Annotated in this window: 17 protein-coding genes; 9 read left to right on the top strand and 8 right to left on the bottom strand. The window is 50.8% G+C overall.

All coding sequences use genetic code 11. The features are described from left to right. Positions 1 to 89 precede the first annotated feature (89 nt). Positions 90 to 755 (bottom strand): hypothetical protein, encoded by a 666-nt coding sequence (locus VC28_RS13975; protein ID WP_231591767.1) that lies wholly within the window; start codon positions 753 to 755, stop codon positions 90 to 92. A gap of 201 nt (positions 756 to 956) precedes the next feature. Then, positions 957 to 1,574, bottom strand: a complete 618-nt coding sequence (locus VC28_RS13970) for a hypothetical protein (RefSeq protein WP_049631172.1) — start codon at positions 1,572 to 1,574, stop codon at positions 957 to 959. Between the two features lie 221 nt (positions 1,575 to 1,795). On the opposite strand from VC28_RS13970, the gene hisB reads away from it, so the two are divergent. Genes hisB through hisF form a run of 4 tightly spaced genes read left to right on the top strand, consistent with a single transcriptional unit; the run spans position 1,796 to position 4,614 of the window. Then, a complete protein-coding gene (hisB, locus tag VC28_RS13965) occupies positions 1,796 to 2,389 on the top strand; it encodes an imidazoleglycerol-phosphate dehydratase HisB (RefSeq protein ID WP_039918066.1) in 594 nt (197 codons plus the stop codon). 3 nt (positions 2,390 to 2,392) lie between these two features. After that, positions 2,393 to 3,064, top strand: a complete 672-nt coding sequence (gene hisH / locus VC28_RS13960; protein WP_049631171.1) for an imidazole glycerol phosphate synthase subunit HisH — start codon at positions 2,393 to 2,395, stop codon at positions 3,062 to 3,064. Between the two features lie 30 nt (positions 3,065 to 3,094). Beyond that, positions 3,095 to 3,826 carry a 1-(5-phosphoribosyl)-5-[(5-phosphoribosylamino)methylideneamino]imidazole-4-carboxamide isomerase gene (hisA, locus tag VC28_RS13955; RefSeq protein ID WP_049631170.1) on the top strand — a complete coding sequence of 244 codons (732 nt, stop codon included), beginning with the start codon at positions 3,095 to 3,097 and terminating at the stop codon, positions 3,824 to 3,826. 14 nt (positions 3,827 to 3,840) lie between these two features. Further along, positions 3,841 to 4,614: an imidazole glycerol phosphate synthase subunit HisF gene (gene hisF / locus VC28_RS13950; RefSeq protein ID WP_049631169.1), complete on the top strand. Its 774-nt coding sequence runs from the start codon at positions 3,841 to 3,843 to the stop codon at positions 4,612 to 4,614. Positions 4,615 to 4,690: 76 nt separating this feature from the next. On the opposite strand, the gene VC28_RS13945 is transcribed toward hisF, so the two are convergent. The 5 genes from VC28_RS13945 to gpmI form a co-directional block, all read right to left on the bottom strand. Next, positions 4,691 to 4,915 (bottom strand): DUF6316 family protein, encoded by a 225-nt coding sequence (locus tag VC28_RS13945; protein ID WP_049631168.1) that lies wholly within the window; start codon positions 4,913 to 4,915, stop codon positions 4,691 to 4,693. A 156-nt stretch (positions 4,916 to 5,071) separates the two neighbouring features. Continuing rightward, positions 5,072 to 5,956, bottom strand: coding sequence for a divergent polysaccharide deacetylase family protein (locus VC28_RS13940; RefSeq protein WP_053094207.1), 885 nt, complete (start codon positions 5,954 to 5,956; stop codon positions 5,072 to 5,074). Positions 5,957 to 5,961: 5 nt separating this feature from the next. Then, positions 5,962 to 7,341 carry a S41 family peptidase gene (locus VC28_RS13935; RefSeq protein WP_231591766.1) on the bottom strand — a complete coding sequence of 460 codons (1,380 nt, stop codon included), beginning with the start codon at positions 7,339 to 7,341 and terminating at the stop codon, positions 5,962 to 5,964. A 179-nt stretch (positions 7,342 to 7,520) separates the two neighbouring features. Next, entirely contained in the window at positions 7,521 to 8,699 is a 1,179-nt protein-coding gene (locus tag VC28_RS13930) for a murein hydrolase activator EnvC family protein (RefSeq protein WP_049631166.1), read from the bottom strand. Between the two features lie 99 nt (positions 8,700 to 8,798). Further along, positions 8,799 to 10,346, bottom strand: coding sequence for a 2,3-bisphosphoglycerate-independent phosphoglycerate mutase (gpmI, locus tag VC28_RS13925; RefSeq protein WP_049631165.1), 1,548 nt, complete (start codon positions 10,344 to 10,346; stop codon positions 8,799 to 8,801). Between the two features lie 12 nt (positions 10,347 to 10,358). Between gpmI and VC28_RS20035 the strand changes: the two genes are divergently transcribed. The 5 genes from VC28_RS20035 to VC28_RS13905 all read left to right on the top strand — a co-directional run bounded on the left by VC28_RS20035 (position 10,359) and on the right by VC28_RS13905 (position 13,720). Next, positions 10,359 to 10,484 (top strand): hypothetical protein, encoded by a 126-nt coding sequence (locus VC28_RS20035; RefSeq protein ID WP_255356020.1) that lies wholly within the window; start codon positions 10,359 to 10,361, stop codon positions 10,482 to 10,484. A gap of 261 nt (positions 10,485 to 10,745) precedes the next feature. Then, positions 10,746 to 11,159 carry a rhodanese-like domain-containing protein gene (locus VC28_RS13920; RefSeq protein WP_049632414.1) on the top strand — a complete coding sequence of 138 codons (414 nt, stop codon included), beginning with the start codon at positions 10,746 to 10,748 and terminating at the stop codon, positions 11,157 to 11,159. A 50-nt stretch (positions 11,160 to 11,209) separates the two neighbouring features. After that, on the top strand, positions 11,210 to 11,467 hold the full coding sequence (grxC, locus tag VC28_RS13915) for a glutaredoxin 3 (RefSeq protein ID WP_049631164.1): 258 nt from the start codon (positions 11,210 to 11,212) through the stop codon (positions 11,465 to 11,467). Between the two features lie 57 nt (positions 11,468 to 11,524). Continuing rightward, positions 11,525 to 12,037, top strand: coding sequence for a protein-export chaperone SecB (secB, locus tag VC28_RS13910; protein ID WP_049631163.1), 513 nt, complete (start codon positions 11,525 to 11,527; stop codon positions 12,035 to 12,037). 180 nt (positions 12,038 to 12,217) lie between these two features. Next, positions 12,218 to 13,720 (top strand): Ppx/GppA phosphatase family protein, encoded by a 1,503-nt coding sequence (locus VC28_RS13905; RefSeq protein WP_049631162.1) that lies wholly within the window; start codon positions 12,218 to 12,220, stop codon positions 13,718 to 13,720. A gap of 38 nt (positions 13,721 to 13,758) precedes the next feature. Here VC28_RS13905 and VC28_RS13900 read toward each other — a convergent pair whose 3' ends face one another. Then, on the bottom strand, positions 13,759 to 14,628 hold the full coding sequence (locus VC28_RS13900) for a YicC/YloC family endoribonuclease (RefSeq protein ID WP_049631161.1): 870 nt from the start codon (positions 14,626 to 14,628) through the stop codon (positions 13,759 to 13,761). Between the last annotated feature and the right edge of the window lie 141 nt (positions 14,629 to 14,769).

Below are 14,769 nucleotides of genomic sequence, written 5' to 3'. Positions count from 1 at the left end.
AAAATAAAAAAGGCGAATTGCACGGAGCAATTCGCCTTTTTTATTTTTTACTATTTGGAAAAAATAGCGGACGACACAAAATGCTTTTGTCAGTGGCGCGTTAATGTGTCGCTATCAAACTCAACGCTGATCGATAAATCCTCTACCAAACAAGGCCAGCGCTCCAGTTCTTGGCTCCAGCCTCTATCGCGATGCGCAGTCACATAATGTGAAATGTTGGCACCTTCAAAACCGTGTTCATTTAATAAAAGTTCTGCCGAGAATAAAACGGCCTGATCTAATTCATTGGCAAAAGGCTCACCAATTAATTCGTGCGCAATAATATTGGCGACGGTCATATCCATAGGTGCGAGCGGGATTCCGCTTTTCGCCATAAACCTATCATTTACTTCTTCCAACAAACGGTGCGCAAGGTAAGCTTCATCGAGCAGTGCTTCCAGTTGGCTGTGCGGGTCAACAATCGACGGCGGTGATAAAAAATAATCGCTCGCAATTTTGAGCAGGGGTTCAACATCGTTATAAATACCTGCCTCTTGCGCCATGCTGCGGATCGCATCAATAAAATCCGGCACGTGCTTTATGTAGCGCACCACAAAATCAGCCAGACCTTTGGTCGCTTGTTGGTCAGGTAATTTGATGGCCGTGTGTAAGTGCTGTTTACGGCACTCGACAAATTCAAGCAGCTTTCCGCTCGCGGCATCCTGTTCCTGCGCCTGATGTATAAGCTGGCGTATAGGGTTGAGGGGATCGTTCAATCTGTGTCTCTGGTAATGGTTATAAGTAATCACATCATCCGTCCTGCGCAATACCGGCGTACTTTGTTTTTCTTGCGTTTTAAAAGTAAACCATGAGACCGCAAACGCAAGTGACTCCTAATACCGACTTTTTATAAAAACCAAAGCAACTGCAGAAATCGACCTGATGGCATTTTTTGTGCCATCAGGTGTATTAATTTGTTAAAACGCGCCGGATATTTTCAAGCGCAGGGTATTGTCCAAATCGCCGCTCAGGTATTGCTGGAATTGCAAACTCAGATCAATACTTCCCAGCGTCTGGCCAATGCCGATCAAGCCATAAACACCGCCGTCAATTTCAATATCCTCTGAGTAGCAGTCGCGGCAGTTGCTGATGCTGCGCTCAGAGCCGAGTATGCCGCTCACGCCACCGCGCACACTGAAAAAGCTCATGTTGTCGCGCCCGAAGCGATATTTGGGGCCGTATTCCGCAAACAGCATCAGCGCGTTTGCATCGGACTCTTCATAGCTTTCATCGCCCCAGTAATCTTCCACATATTGCGAGAACTCAGCGTTGTCGCGGTAAAACAGCAGGCTTGCGCCCAGTGACAAGGTATTTTCACTGTCGTTTGCGTAGTACTCAGCGGCACCACCAATCGCAACGGCGGTATCTTCAATCCACTGCTCGGCCGCGGCTTGTTTGTCGATGTTGATATGATCCACATGGCCGGACCAGCTCCAGCCGGTTTGGCGCACATTGTTGTCGGATTGCGCCAAAGCGAAAGGGCTCAGGGCGATAAGGCAGGATGCCAGGGCAAGGGGTTTTAAGGTGGTAAACATAGAATCGATCCATCAGTAATGAAAATCAGTGAATGACATTGTGCGGCGATGAGATTTATCGCCATCCACGCAAGAGTTTGCGCAGCCGAATCTGTATTCGGGCTTAACAATCGCACTAATAGCGCGCCTTTCCGTGAATTCGGCGCGCCAAGTCTATATAATTCCTGCCGATTAATTTGTATCAGCTTGTGAGCCCAGCCATCTTCAATGTGAGTCTTCTTATGTCCGACCGTATCGCTCAGGTCACGCGCAACACTCTTGAAACCAAAATCAGCGTTAGCCTCAATCTGGATGGTGCCGGTAAGGGTGTGTTTAACACCGGCGTTCCTTTTCTTGAGCACATGATGGATCAGATTGCCCGCCACGGCATGATTGATCTGGACGTGACCTGCGATGGCGACACCCATATCGACGACCATCACTCGGTAGAAGATATCGGCATCACTATTGGTCAGGCGATTGCCAAAGCAGTCGGCGACAAAAAAGGCATCCGCCGCTACGGCCATGCGTATGTGCCGCTCGATGAAGCGCTGTCGCGTGTGGTGATCGACTTTTCCGGCCGCCCCGGCTTGGTCATGCAGATCCCCTTTACGCAAAAGCGCGTCGGCCAGTTCGATGTAGAGCTGTTCTGGGAGTTTTTCCAAGGCTTCGTCAACCACGCCGGCGTCACCCTGCATGTGGATAACCTGCGCGGCCACAACGCGCACCATCAGATCGAAACCGTGTTTAAAGCCTTTGGCCGCGCCCTGCGTATGGCGTTGGAAAAAGATCCGCGCATGGAAGGCATTACGCCTTCTACCAAAGGAACCTTGTAAGCAATGACCGATGCGCCAGTAACTACGCCAAGACAAACAGTCGCCGTGATCGATTACGGCATGGGTAACCTGCATTCGGTCAAAAGCGCCCTTGAGCATGTCGCCCCCGAGCAGCATGTGGTAGTGACTTCCGACCCGGCCGTGGTTGCCGCGGCTGATCGCGTGGTGTTTCCGGGTGTGGGTGCGATCCGCGATTGCATGGCAGAAATTAAACGCCTTGGGTTCGACACATTGCTGCGCGAGCAAATCGCCACTGGCAAGCCGGTGCTGGGGATTTGTGTGGGTATGCAAGCATTGATGGATCACAGCGAAGAAAATGGCGGTGTTGATTGCATTGGCATCTTGCCGGGAAAAGTCCGCTTTTTCGGCGAAAACCATACTGATAGCACTGGCGCGCATTTAAAAGTGCCGCACATGGGCTGGAATCAGGTGCATCATAATGATCACCCGCTCTGGGATGGTATCCCGCAAGATAGCCGTTTCTATTTTGTGCACAGTTATTGCGTAATCGCCGACGATGCCAGCTTGGTTGCTGCAACTTGTGACTATGGCTTTCAATTTCATGCCGCGCTAAACCGCGGGAATTTATTTGTGGCGCAATTCCACCCGGAAAAGAGTCATACCGTTGGCCTGCAGCTGTTAAAGAATTTTTTACATTGGGATGGCAAAGCCTGATCCCTCATTTCTGCTAATCGAGATTGTTGAATGTTAATTATCCCTGCAATTGATTTAAAAGATGGCCAATGCGTTCGCTTGCGCCAGGGTTTGATGGACGATTCCACCGTTTTCTCCGATGATCCCGTCGCGATGGCGGCACAATGGGTGCAACAAGGCTGCCGCCGTTTGCATCTGGTTGATTTGAACGGTGCATTCGAAGGCAAGCCAGTCAACGGCGGTGTGGTTACTGCCATCGCCAAAGCCTATCCGACCTTACCGATCCAGATCGGCGGTGGTATTCGCAGCGCGGAAACCATTGAGTACTACCTGAATGCGGGTGTGCAGTACGTGATTATCGGCACCAAAGCGGTGAAAGAGCCGCAGTTTGTGACCGACATGTGTAAACAATTCCCCGGCCACATCATCGTCGGCCTGGATGCCAAAGACGGCTGGGTAGCCACCGACGGCTGGGCAGAAGTCTCAAATGTCCAAGCCTCTGAACTTGCCAAACGCTTTGAGCAAGACGGCGTAAGCAGCATCGTCTACACCGACATCGCGCGCGACGGCATGATGCAAGGCGTGAACGTGCAGGCGACTGTCGCCATGGCACAGGCTTCCAGCATCCCGGTTATCGCCTCTGGCGGCATTACCAATATGGATGACATCATCGCGCTCAAAGCCGAAGCCCATAAGGGCATCTGCGGTGCCATCACCGGCCGAGCTATTTACGAAGGCACACTTAGCATGGCGGAAGCGCAGGCTTACTGCGATGCGAATTAATTCCGGATCTGATTATGGCACTCGCAAAACGCATTATCCCCTGTCTTGATGTTGATAACGGCCGTGTGGTGAAAGGGGTAAATTTCGTCGGTATCCGCGATGCGGGTGATCCGGTGGAAATCGCCAAGCGCTATAACGATGACGGCGCGGATGAGATTACCTTTCTCGATATCACCGCGACCCACGAAGGGCGTGACACGACTGTGCATACAGTGGAGAAGATAGCCAGCGAGGTGTTTATCCCGCTCACGGTAGGCGGAGGTATCCGCACGGTGGATGACATCCGCACTATGCTGAATGCGGGAGCCGACAAAGTGGGTATCAATTCAGCAGCGATTTATAACCCGGATTTTGTAAAGGCAGCGTCTGATCGCTTTGGTGCGCAATGCATTGTTGTTGCCATTGATGCAAAAAAAGTAAGTGGTCCGGGCGAAGCACCGCGCTGGGAAATTTTTACGCACGGCGGGCGCAAGCCAACCGGTATCAATGCGGTGGAGTGGGCAATCAAAATGGCCGAATTTGGTGCGGGCGAAATCCTGCTCACCAGTATGGATGGCGATGGTACTAAAAAAGGCTATGACCTGGCGGTGACCCGTGCTATCAGCGATGCGGTGCCGATTCCCGTGATCGCCTCCGGTGGCGTAGGCAACTTGCAGCATCTGTGTGATGGTGTGACGCAGGGGCGTGCGGATGCGGTATTGGCCGCGAGCATTTTCCATTTCCGCGAATACACGGTGCCTCAAGCTAAAGAGTTTATGCGCGCCCAAGGTATCGAAGTGCGTTTATAGGAATTGATTGGTAAATTCGAAGCAATAAAAAAGGGCGCTCAAAGCGCCCTTTTTTATTATCGGCCCAAGATAACCCTTAGGCCGCACGATACTGTTTAAGCATGTCAGACACTTTGGGTTCGGATGCCTGGATAAAGTCGATAAATTCACCGACGCCGATTTCGGCATCGTCGCGGCTATCAAACGGGCCTATGTCCACCCCTTCACGGGTGGTGTAGTACCAGTAGCCATCTTTTTGTAGGTAACGCCCGTGACGCACAGGTACTGAACCTTGTTCACCTGCTCTGTTTGTAGTAGCCATATCGATTCCTCGCTATTGTTCCTGAACACTCGGATCCTTCACCGGTTGATCAAAAATCACCCTTGGTGATTATAAACAGCAATCAGAAGTGCTAGCTAGATTTAGTTCATCTTTTAAATTAAAGCTTTAATAACCAAAAGCTGTAGTTCGGCAGGCTTAATGATCATTATTGAAAGGATAGTCTATGGCGAACGGATCTGCTGGCATATGGAGCTGTGGCCACAAACTCATGGGTGGAGCAAGACAGCTAAATGTCTTTGTGATGGGGTGTTGATGAGCGGGCATCAATTGCGAGGCGGCTACCAGCTGTACCTGGTATTGCTCCAGCAGTGGCGATATTTGCTCAAGTAACGCAAGGGTTTCCGGGTAAGGATGGCCGATGGCAATAGCGGAGCCCTGCTGTCGGGCGCGCTGCAGGGCATTGATCAGTTGCTGGCGAATTGCGCCGCTGCTGCGCTCATCATCCAGAAAAACATCGCGCTTACGGCTGGGCAAGCGGATGCGTTCCGCCATCGCCAAGGCTTGGGTTTTGGCGCTGGTGCGGCTGTCTACAAAATATAAATGGCGCTGCTGAAGCTCATCCATCAGCCAGCGCATGGGTTCGGCCTGCTCGGTGAGTCTGCTCCCCATATGATTATTGACCCCTCTGATATAGGGAACGCTGGCGAGATTCTGGCGCAGTACGGCGAGAAACTCGGCGCGTTTCATCGTGCCTGTCAGCCCGCCGCGGCCTAAAGGGTAATCGTGGTGGTTGCTCATGGGGGCGTGCAGCATAATTTCTTTGCCGCGTTTGTGCGCGCGCTTGGCGAGCTCCGCGCCATGGGGGGTAAAGGGTAAAACCGCGAGGGTGAAATTGCCGGGCAAATCGGCGGTGCGCCGCCCGAGCGTGAGATTGTAGCCAATGTCATCGATGATGATGGCTAACCGCCCGCGATCAGTGTTGCTTTCAGATGCGGGCCCTTGGTTCAGGGCGGTGGCATTCGCGATGCAGGCGAACAGAATAAAGCCGAAGGCAGTGAGATAGGCAATCTGCTTCGGCATGGAGTTTATTCGCCGCTATCGGTGGGGTCTTCGGGTTGGATGACGATATCCGGTGCTATGTCCGGGCTCATCTCTGCCGTGCCTGCGGCTAATGGTGAGCTCTGGATAAAAATGTGCAGGCCTTTGAGTAAATTGAGCGCTTCGTGCAACTGGTTGTCTTCTTTGAGCAATTCAGCACTGCTGATTCTCCGGCTGGCACGGTCTTTACTGGTGCTTTCCTTGCCGCCTTTGCCGTTGCCCAAATGACGAGCCAGATCTGCTTCTGTTGTCATTAATCCTTGTTGGATAGCGGCAATCTGCACCCGCTCCACATCAACGTCCGGCTCGATACCCTGTGCTTGGATTGAGCGTCCGTTAGGTGTGTAGTAAAGCGCGGTAGTGAGTTTGATGGCGCGGTCATTACTGATTGGGATCACCGACTGTACCGAGCCTTTGCCAAAACTGCGGGTGCCCATAATCACGGCGCGCTTATGGTCTTGCAGAGCACCGGCGACAATTTCTGATGCGGATGCCGAACCATCGTTGATCAGCACCACAAGCGGCAGGTTATTGGTGATATCGCCCGCTTCAGCGTTGTAACTGATATTGCTGTTCTCCTGACGGCCCTGGGTGTAAACCACCTGTCCGCCGTCGAGGAAGGCATCGGCGACTTCAACCGAAGACTGCAAGACCCCGCCGGGATTGTTGCGCAAATCCAGAATGATGCCTTTGGTGTCGGGGTTTTTCTTAAGCTGCTCACGCAATTTTTTGGCGACATCTTTGCCGGTATCCAATTGGAATTGCGCCAGGCGGATATAAAAGTAATCTTCTTCCAGTACCCGTGTGCGCACACTTTGTACTTTGATAATGTCGCGCACCAGATTGAATTCGATGGGCTGGTCTACGCCTTCGCGCATCACAGTAATATGGATACTGCTGTTTTTGGGGCCGCGCATCAGGTTGACGGCTTTATTTAAATCCATGCCTTTGACCGGCTTGTCATCAATGCGGATCACCACATCGCCGGCTAATATCCCGGCTTTTGCAGAGGGGCTTTCATCAATCGGCGTGACAACTTTGACAAAGCCTTCATCGATACTCACCTCCAGGCCTATGCCGCCAAATTCACCTGAAGTGCTGGCCTGCAATTCCGCAAAAGCTTCTTTGTCGAGGTAGGCCGAGTGTGGATCAAGCTCGGCGATCATGCCTTTGATGGCATATTCAAGTAATTGCGCATCATCGATTTCATCGACATAGCCGCTGCGCACGTGATCATAGACGCGTGTAAACGTGCGCAGCTCTTCCAGCGGCAGCAAGCCACCAGTGGCGGCAGGCTTGGCTTCATCGGCAACCACTGTGCCGGAGGACAATGCCAGTGCAAACAGAGCGGCAGGATAAGATGACATCCCTACAATAAACCGGGGAAAAGCAGCGCGAAACATAGCGTCTCCGATGATCGCAACAACTAAAAATACAGATGGATGAAAATAATGATTGGCTGGTACCGTATCAGAGCGCGCACGTTAAGCCAAAGCATTTAAAAATGACAGATAGCGCACAAAATAATTCCGCCTTCTGGCAGAGTCTAGCTGCGTGCCAGCCAATTGCCCGGGTCGATAGGCTTTCCGTTGTGGCGAATTTCAAAATATAAGCCGGTTCCTGCCTGCCCGCCCGAGTTACCAACATGGGCGATGGCCTCGCCTGCGCTCACCGGCTCACCGGCTTTTTTCAGCAGACTTTGGTTGTGCGCATACAAACTCAGAAAGCCTTCGCCATGATCCACAATTACCAGAAGGCCGTGGCCGCCAAAATAATCGGCAAACACGACGCGGCCGTGATGCACTGCAACAACAGAATTGCCCATAGGGGCCGCAATGTAAGCGCCATTCCAATTCATTTGGCCGGCAATGCGCGGGCTACCAAAACGGTGGGTCATACTGCCTTGGGTTGGCCAGGGTAAGCGACCTTTGCGCAGTGAAAATTTCTCGCCACCTTTGGGTAGCGGAACATAACCGGGAGAGTTGATAGCGCCTGTGGTGGCAACGCGGGATGTCACACGCTCCAGCAATGCTTGCAAGCGGCGACGGTCTTCACTGAGCTGTTTTAATTCCTGATTTTTATTTTTCAGCTCGCTGTTCACTTTGGCCAGCGCTTGTTGGCGTGTTTGGTGAACGTTTTTCAATTGCGCTCGCTGGGCATCCAGCTCCGTTTGCATCGCACCTAACTCAAGCGTTTTTTTTTCTATCTCGGGAGTCAGTGCATCAATCCGCGTAATCGTATCCAAGTAGGTGCGCATTTTTTGGTTGTGCGCTTCCATGAAATAACTGTGGTATTTCATGATGCGCGATACTTGATCGGGTGATTCCTGATTCAGCAACACCTTGACTTCGCTTTGCTCACCCAATTTATGGGCTGCACGCATTTGCTCGGCGATTTGTGCCTGCTGCTGTTGGCGCGCTTGCTCCAATTGGCTGCGTTCGTTTTTTAATTGGTTTAATTCGTTGTTTTGCTCTTTAAGCTGTTTATTAATGTCGTTGGCTTTTTTTTGCAGCTCGTTGATTTGCTTTTCTGATTTTTCCAAATCTTTTTGCAGCGTTGAGCGGGTGCCCTGCACTTCCTTGAGCTCTTTTTGCAGCGCTTCTATCTCTTTTTGCAGCTTCGCCATTTCAGCTTTTTCATCAGCTTGTGCATAAACGCCAGACAGCGCAAAAGTCAGCAGGCTGCAGGCGAAAAATGTTTTGGTCAGAATCAAAAAACGCTTCATGGCATGTATTGTCGGCTGAAAAAGAAAAATAAAACGGCTGCTTAAAACAACAACCAAACAAACGGCCGCTAAAAAACCAGCCGTTTGTTTGGCGGTGTATTAACCGAGCGTAATTAAATTGCGGCCAGTCATTTCTTTGGGTTGTGGCACATTCAGCAATGCCAGCATAGTGGGTGCTACATCGGCCAGTGAGCCGCCGTTGGCCATTGTTGCCTTGCGTGGGCTGATAAAAATAAATGGCACCGGCAGCGTGGAGTGCTGTGTATGAGGCTGGCCAGTTTCTTCGTCAAACATTTCCTCTACGTTGCCGTGGTCAGCAGTGACCAAGGCATCGCCACCAACTTTTTTAACTGCAGCAAGTACTTTACCCAAACACACATCCACGGCTTCTACCGCTTTCACCGCAGCATCCATCAAGCCTGAGTGGCCGACCATATCGCAGTTGGCGTAGTTGCAAATAATTGCATCGTATTTGCCGGACTCAATCGCTTCTACCAATTTTTCGGTCACTTCCGGTGCGCTCATTTCCGGTTTCAAATCGTAAGTGGCCACTTGTGGTGATGGAACCAGAATGCGGTCTTCACCTGGATACACGACTTCGTTGCCGCCGTTAAAGAAAAAGGTAACGTGCGCGTATTTTTCTGTTTCAGCGATACGCAATTGGGTTTTGCCCAAGCCGGAAATATATTCACCAAATGAATTACTCAAATCTTCCGGTGGGAAAGCGATAGGCGCTTTGATGCTGGACGCGTATTCGGTGGTTTGCACAAAGTGCGCAATCTTCGGATGGGTTTCGCCGCGATCAAATCCATCGAATGGTTCGTCGATCAACGCGCGGGTAATTTCACGTGCGCGGTCAGGGCGGAAGTTCATGAAAATCACTGAGTCGCCATCGTTAATGGTCGCGACTTCTTCATCTTCACCACAGATCACAGTGGCTTTTACGAATTCGTCGTTTTCGCCGCGCTCGTAAGCGGCTTTCAAACCGTCAACGGCAGTGAGTGCATCGTATTCAGCATCGCCCGTGACCATCACATCATAGGCTGCTTTTACGCGATCCCAGCGGTTGTCGCGGTCGAGTGCAAAGTAGCGGCCAACGATAGACGCAACGCGGCCGGTGCCCAATTCTTTGAACAGGTCTTCGGCTTTTTGCAACGACGATTCAGCACTGCGCGGCGGCGTGTCGCGGCCATCGAGGAACGCGTGCAGGTAAACGTTTTTGGCTCCACGCTGCACGGCCATTTTGATCATCGCGTACATGTGCTCCTGATGCGCATGCACACCGCCTTCAGACAGCAAACCGAGGATGTGCACCGATTTATCATTGGCGATGGCGCTATCAATCGCTTTGACATATTCAGGGTTGGTAAAAAAATCGCCATCGCTAATGGATTTATTGATGCGGGTAAAGCTTTGGTACACCACGCGGCCTGCGCCAATCGTGGTATGGCCAACTTCGGAGTTGCCCATTTGGCCTTCCGGTAAGCCCACCGCCATACCGGATGTTTCGATCAGGGTATTGGGGCAGGTTTTCCATAGCTCGTCATACACCGGGGTATTGGCGGCGTAGATTGCGTTGTATTTGGTTTTTTCCGAATAGCCGTAACCGTCGAGGATCAGCAAAACTACAGGTTTCTTGGCGCTCATAAATCGCTTCCAGTGTCGGATGAACTTGAAGTGGTTGGTGACGATGGCGGCTTGTGGTCGCCGGTGTACGCAACCCCGGATAAGATGGGGGCAATGCCCGCACAGTTAGCCTGCATTCTAGCGGGTTGGGCGGCGTAACTCTATGCGTAAACCTATGAACGCCCTGTTCTATCTGGCTATGGTGTTCATAGTTGACGGTGTTTTTGGCCTATGCGTCAGGCGGATGCCCCGGCTGAATCGTGTATACTTCGCCGCCTTGTCGCGCGCAGGGTGAAGTTTTTGTGGATTTCATTTGAAATCGACTTTGCCGCCCCCACCTCGGTTTCACTGGGACAGCGAGCGATCCAATCCTCTCCCTGCAGATTGTCAATCCTGCAGTTTTACAAGAAGGCCGTTATCGTGGATTTTTTAAATTTTGTAACCCAAGAGTGGCTGTTAGTCACCACCCTGATTGTGCTGATTTACATCTATGTCTGGCGCGACCGCATTAAAAGTGGCCGTCCGGTATCCCCCCATGAAGTGACCAAATTGGTGAATGCGGGGAATGCAGTGGTGGTCGATCTGCGCGAAAGTGCAGAGTTCAAAGCTGGCCACATTGTAGGGGCATTAAATATCCCTTACGCCAAGCTGAGCAAAGAATCCACCGAGGTAGCGTCTTATAAAGACAAAACCATCATTCTGGTGGATAAGCTTGGGCAGCACGCTGGTGCAGTTGGTCGTTTTCTGGGTAAAGAAGGTTTTGATGTGCGCCGTTTAGGCGGTGGCATCGCTGAATGGCAGGCGCAGAGTTTGCCTTTAGTTAAGGGTAAGTAGTTAAAAGTAAGTCGTTAAGTTAGCAGCCCTTGTAGGGTGTGGAGTTTTGTATGGCGCGCGTGTTGATGTACACCACTGCAGTTTGTCCTTATTGCGTTAATGCCAAAAAGCTGTTGGCGCAGAAAGGTGTAGCTGTGGAAGAAATCCGCGTCGATAGCCAACCGCATTTGCGTCAGGAAATGATGACCAAAAGCGGTCAGCGCACAGTGCCGCAGATCTGGATCGGCGATACGCATGTCGGCGGTTTTACCGATCTCTGGGCGTTGGATAAAGCGGGTAAATTGGATCCATTGCTGGCGCAGCCCTGATTGCGGCAGCAGTTTTTAAACGAACGTTAAATTTAATCCCATCAAGTCGAGTTCATCATGTCTGAAGAAAATAACCAACAAGACGCTGGCCAGGCAGCTGGCAGCAATCCGGTATTTGCTATCCAACGTATTTATTTGAAAGATATTTCTTTCGAAACCCCAATGGGGCCCGAAGCGTTTACCAAAGCGTACAAACCTAATATCCAGCAGGATTTGAACATCCAAGCTAACCAGATTGAAGAAGGTTTGTTTGAAGTGGTGTTGCTGCTTACTATCACTGCGCGCATTGAAGATCGCGCGGTATTTTTGGTGGAAGTGAAGCAAGCCGGTTTGTTTGCGATTTCCGGTATTGAAGGCCCGGCAGTGACCCAGTTGATCAACACTGCATGCCCACAAATCTTGTTTCCCTACGCGCGTGAAGCGGTAGACAGTATTCTCGGTCGCGGCAGCTTCCCTCCATTAATGCTGGCACCCATTAATTTTGATGCAGTATTTGTTCAGGCGATTACCGCCGCGCAACAACAAGCCCAGGCACAAGCGCAAGCTGAAAAGCCTGAAACTGTAAATTAATCCCGCGTGCGGATGTTTACCCAAAGGCGATCACGACAGTGATCGCCTTTTTTATTGCGCGCCATTTGCACACTGGAATTTTCTGCTGTCTTGAATTTGTCATTGTAATCCCGTCAAACTTTCGTAATATCATCAAGGCACTACTTCATTTGAAATACTCTCTGCCTTGGGGTTCCGCGCATGTTCAATCTCTCCAGCACCAACCGTCACGCCAGCCACATTGCAGCGATTGATCTTGGCTCCAACAGTTTTCACATGATTGTTGCCCAATGGGATAACGGGCAGCTCAATTTGCTCGATCGTTTGCGCGAGCCTGTGCGTATGGGGTTTGGCCTGCAAGAAGATGGCGGTTTGAGCGACGATGCACGCGATCGCGCGCTTGCGTGTCTTGAGCGTTTTGGTGAATGCCTGCGCGCCTATCCATCGCGCAGTGTGCGTATTGTCGGCACTAAAACCCTGCGCAGTATTAATGATTCGCGCCAGTTTTTAATCGAAGCCGAAAAACGTCTTGGCCACCCTGTTGAAATTATTTCCGGCGATGAAGAGGCGCGCCTGATTTACATTGGCGTTGCACACGATATCGCCCCCGATGGTGACAACCGTATTGTGATGGATATTGGCGGTGGCAGTACGGAAGTCATTATTGGCAAAGGCATGCAGCCAATATTGAAAGAAAGTTTAAACATGGGCTGCATTGCCATCACCAAAAAATTTTTTAGTGAGGGAAAGGTTACTGAAAAATCAGTCACCAAAGCATTGATTGCCTGCCTGCAAGAATTGCAGCCAGTAAAAGATGAATTTTTACAATCAGGTTGGTCGCAAGTGTTAGGTGCATCCGGCAGTATCAAAGCGGTTGCTAAAGTATGCCAAGCCAATGGTTGGAGCGATGGCACTATCACACTCGAATCACTTGAAAAAATTATTTCTCTTTATTTGCAACACGGCAAACTGGATGCGCAAATTGACGGCTTATCGGATGATCGCAAACCGGTTTTTCTCGGCGGCGTGATTGTATTAAGTGCACTGTTTGATGCACTGGAATTAAAACAGATGGTTGCCGCCGAGTGGGCGCTACGTGAAGGTTTATTGTTTGACCAGAAAGGCCGTTTGGAGAATCACGATATACGCCAGGCCAGTGTCGATGCCCTCGCTGCGCGCTTCCATGTGAATATGGAAAAAGCCATTGCCGTCGAAAAAACGGCATTGGGTTTGTTGCAGCAAGTCGCAGCGGGTTGGCACTTAACAGCCGATGATGCCAATAAATTATTGGGTTGGGCTGCGCGGTTGTATTTGGTCGGATTGGATATTGCCCATAACGATTACCACAAGCACTCTGCGTACATCGTACAAAATGTGGATCTCGCCGGCTGTTCCCGCGCAGAGCAAACGCAACTTGCCGCCTTGGTACTGGCGCATCGCAAACGTTTTCCTGCAAAAAATTTCCCGCTCGACAACACGAATTTGGTGCGCTTGGCGATTTTGTTACGCCTTGCCGCGATTTGTCATCGCGGCCGCATTAAAGATGGTTTGCCTGCTCTAAAATTAAAATGCGACGGCAAAAAAATAACACTTCATGTGCCGGGAAAATGGATAGAGACGCATCCATTGACACAAGCTGATTTGGAAACCGAACAACGTTATTTGAGTGATATAGATTATGAGTTGCTGCTGATAGCAGATTAAATTTCCATTCAATCAAAATTTAATCTGCGAGAAAATAATTACTCAATATTCTGCACCTGCTCGCGCATCTGCTCAATCAACACTTTTAATTCGACCGCTGCTTGCGTTGTTTCACTCACAACGGATTTTGATGAAAGTGTATTGGCTTCGCGGTTTAGTTCCTGCATTAAAAAATCCAAGCGACGGCCAAGGGAGTCGGTTTGTTTTAAGCTGCGCTTGACTTCAATTACATGAGTGTCAAGGCGATCCAACTCTTCATCGACATCGGCTTTTTGTGCGAGAAGGACAATTTCCTGCTCCAGTCTCTCCGGGTCTAATTCGATTTGCAGGGCAGCGAGTTTGGTTTGCAATTTTTCGCGTTGCGCCGCCAGAATTTCCGGCATGCGTGCACGTACATTGGCGACTTGAACCGAGACGCTATCGAGGCGGTTAATAATTAATTGTTCAAGCTCGGCACCTTCTCGTGAGCGATGTTCAATTAATCCCTCCAATGCCGATTCAAATAATTCCAGCGCAGCTTTATGCAGTGCTTCGCGATCCAGTTCCTGTTTTTGGATCACGCCCGGCCAGCGCAAAATATCCAGTGCATTGACCGGTGCAGCGGCGCTGCCTAACAGGCCATTAATTTGTTGGGCGGACTTGGTTAGCTGCGACACTTTGGCGAGGTTGATGCCGAGTTCCGATTCGCCTTCCTGTTCCCATTGCACACTCAGGCTGGCTTCAACTTTGCCGCGCTGCAGTGCTTTGCGCATGGCATCGCGAAGGTGGGGTTCAATTTCGCGGAAATCTTCCGGTAAACGGAAGCTGGGTTCGAGGTAGCGGTGATTCACACTGCGGATTTCCCACACCAATGTTCCCCAGGGGAGTTTGGCTTCGCGGCGGGAGAATCCAGTCATACTACGTGGCATAAGGGCTCCTGGAACTATGGCGTTCTATGCTGGGTTGATACTGGTGCGGGGCGGTTACTTCTACGCACAAGAGCTGGTAGAGTTCCCCGGCAAATTAATATTCATGAACAGGCGAGGGATGGTAACACACCTTCCCGCAGA

The sequence above is a fragment of the Cellvibrio sp. pealriver genome (assembly GCF_001183545.1).
GTDB lineage: Bacteria > Pseudomonadota > Gammaproteobacteria > Pseudomonadales > Cellvibrionaceae > Cellvibrio.
Note: the sequence above shows the minus strand (reverse complement) of the source record. Positions and strands in the feature narration are given on the sequence as shown.